This is a genomic window from Methanosarcina sp. A14 (assembly GCF_001729375.1).
Classification (GTDB): Archaea; Halobacteriota; Methanosarcinia; order Methanosarcinales; family Methanosarcinaceae; genus Methanosarcina; species Methanosarcina barkeri.
Window position 1 is genome coordinate 1 of sequence record NZ_LZPK01000185.1, and the last position, 3,237, is coordinate 3,237.

General features: G+C 37.2%; 3 protein-coding genes. All 3 read right to left on the reverse strand.

Annotation, left to right across the window (positions count from 1 at the left end; all coding sequences use genetic code 11):
- Positions 1-162 precede the first annotated feature (162 nt).
- Positions 163-1,569 carry an MATE family efflux transporter gene (locus A9239_RS09550; protein ID WP_048119258.1) on the reverse strand — a complete coding sequence of 469 codons (1,407 nt, stop codon included), beginning with the start codon at positions 1,567-1,569 and terminating at the stop codon, positions 163-165.
- Positions 1,570-1,590: 21 nt separating this feature from the next.
- Complete coding sequence (locus A9239_RS09555) at positions 1,591-2,085, reverse strand: MarR family winged helix-turn-helix transcriptional regulator (protein WP_048119256.1); 495 nt, start codon at positions 2,083-2,085, stop codon at positions 1,591-1,593.
- An 838-nt stretch (positions 2,086-2,923) separates the two neighbouring features.
- Positions 2,924-3,049, reverse strand: a complete 126-nt coding sequence (locus A9239_RS20400) for a hypothetical protein (protein ID WP_255361928.1) — start codon at positions 3,047-3,049, stop codon at positions 2,924-2,926.
- Positions 3,050-3,237 lie beyond the last annotated feature (188 nt).

The window sequence follows — 3,237 nt, forward strand, 5'->3', positions numbered from 1 at the left end:
GGATTACTAAGAAAAGGTTCATTAAGAGAGGGTTGATGGCTCTCTCTTTCTTTTCGATTTAATTTCCAAACCTATTCACTTAAAAGCTGCTTATCATAATCTGAATACCTATTATGACATGTCAGATATTAACCATCAGATATAACCATCAGGTATGAAATATCAGATAGGTGATATTTTATCTGCAGTTTCTGACCCCGCACCTTTTTTTGAAGAATATTTACTTTCTTTTAAGATTCTGTATCCCCTGAAAAGCAGAAACCCGGACAGCATAAATGCCATAAAGTCCGACACCGGAAAAGCCGCCCAGACTCCATTCAGCTGGTATAAACGGGGAAGGAGAACAACAGCAGGGATCAGAAATAGGAGCTGTCGGCTAATGGATAGAAGGAAAGCGGGTTTTGCTTTTCCCAGGGCCTGATATAGGGTTGAAGTAATTACATTCATACCTATCAAAGGCGTTCCGAGCAACATAATCACTATAGCGTTTTTCCCAAGCTCCATATATTCCGGATCTGTGCTGAATAACCCAAGAAGTTGTTCTTTTAAGAAGTAAATACTAACCAGTCCAAGAAGCCCAGTGACCGTTGTCGCTGTGAGCGATAATTTCACAGCTTCGGTTATCCTTTCATATTTTTTTGCTCCATAGTTGAACCCGACAATTGGCTGCAGGCCAAAGGCCATACCCAGGAGGGTCATGAAAATGATAGAATTAATCTTCATTACCACACCAAAAACAGCAATAGCAACGTCTCCTCCATAAGTTGCAAGTGCATTGTACACGAAAATCATCATGACACTGTTCGCGCATTCCATTACAAAAGATCCAGTACCAATAGCCCCAATTTCCTTAATGATTTTCATGTCTGGTTTCAAGGTTTTGGACCTAAAGCGTACAGCCCCTTTTCCTCTAATATAGTATAGCAGGAGCCAGATCGAAGATATCGTCTGTGATATTACGGTTGCAATTGCAGCGCCTTCAACACCCATCCCGAAACCAAACATGAAAACTGGGTCAAGGAAAATATTGAGGCCGCCTCCTAAAACCATAGCATTCATTGCAAGACGGGCGTTTCCTTCAGATCGGACAATATTCTGAACAGCCGTCCCAAAGACAAAGACAGTTCCTCCCAGTATTATATATTTAAGATATTCTCTAGCATAGGGCATAACACCAGCAGTTGCTCCAAAAACCTTCAAAAGCGGATCAAGATAATAAAGGCAGAGAACGGCTATAAGTACGCTTAAAATCAAACTCAGGGAAAAAACATTTCCAAGTACTTTTTCGGCTTTTTTATTTTCTCGGGCTCCAAGAGCACGCGAGATTATGGAAGAACCACCTGTCCCGAGCATAATCCCAAAAGCCATGATTATCATCTGAATTGGAAAAGCTATTGAGAGCCCGCCTATGGCCTGGACGTCATCTGCTCCATAGGCCATTCCCACAAAAAAGGTGTCCACTACGTTATAAATAGCCTGAACCAGCATTCCGACGACAATCGGGACTGAGAGCTTAAACAAGAGCTTCTTTATGTTATCTTTGCCAAGAAACTCACTTTTTTCATCCATATTTTCATCTCTACCGTTTTTTTACTTCATGTCATTAGGTCTGTCAGATGGAGGCTCGAATCCAGGCTCAAAAAGTTTAATCACAGCTTTATGAATGAGTAACCTGAAAATTTCTTTTTCTTCAAAGGTAAAATCCGAAAAGAGAATAGATATGAAAGCAGTCTGCTTTTTAAATATTATATCTCTCATTTCCTTTCCTTTTCCAGTCAGGTAAACCTTGTAAGCTCGAAGGTCACTTTCGTCTCTTTCCCTATGAACATAACCTTCTTTTTCCAGATTCTGGATTGCTCTTGCACTTGTTGCTTTGCTGACTTTCAGGGTTCTTGCAATAGTCTCCTGTGATACTCCATCTTTGCAGTACAAAAACATTAAAAACTCAAACTGTCCGCTTCCTACCCTGTAAGCATCGAGTTCCTTTGCCATGTATGCCACATTGCTCCGATATATGTGGGCAATTGGACCTAATATTTCTCTAGGGTCTATTTCCTTTAAGTTTACTTTTACAGAATTTTCCATAAATTTATCCTTCACATTTTAGGAACTGAGTGATTCATATTGAAATTGAAAGTATTGAAATAATAGTTGCATATAAAACAGATTTATTGCCTGGAAGAGTTTATTTCAGTCGAATACCCCGCTAGCTTGCTGCGGGGGTGGAAAACTTCCCCAGTAACCGTCGATGATAATGTGATTTATCAGTTCCATTTTCGGTTATTAACTTCTGCTCAAACTAAATTGTTTAAGGTTATTATTTCCTTTAATGGAATTTGGAGTGGTGGTGCGAACATACCCCGTTGCTTGTAGCAGGTTGCTCCAGCGCAACTTTGATTTTTCGGTCTTATATAGCCTGTACTTCACTTTTTATGAGTCTGAATGTTTTTAGTACTGATATCAAATATATGCATTAAATCGTTCCATATGACACTATCAAGGGCTTAATAGGTTTATGAGTATATAATAGTTTCGCATGAGACGAAATTAACATGATAAATAATTACTTTCCAGATAAACTATCTAAACAAGAATAAACAATAAAGTTAGTATTTTTGAAGGGTTTGCAGTGACTGATACTAGTTGTAAATCATATGAGTAAAACATTAAAAACAACATCTTTAGCCTTAAATGATGGTGGTTTAAGTGATATTGTCTCATAAAAAACAATGAATAAAATCAATAAAATATTACATTTGTGCATATTTATATAATATAGAAATTAATCTAAATTTCATGGATTACAAAAACATATTACAGTTACTTAAGAAACCAAATTATATCTATCAATTTACAAATTTATCAGCCGGTTAAAGCAATCTTCCGGAATTATTACAAATATTAATTCAACCTTTATTATCATTCAATCTTTACCTCCTGGATTTAGAGGATCGATTCTGAAAAGCAAAATCACGAATAATGCAGTTACAATCCAGGTACCCCAAAAAAACGGGTTTATGGCAATTTTCAGGAGTGTACCTATGATCACTAATATAACTCCCAATAACAGCAAAATTTGGGTCCTTTTACTCAACTGCTTTCTCTCCGTTATCCATTTTTAAAATAAGCCAGTTTTCAAACAAGGTCAAGGAAGTAAAATTAGTTTTCACAATATCTCAATACCAAAAAATAGGAAACTAAGAAAGGAAATTGACCCCCGTTTCTATTTTCCTTTCG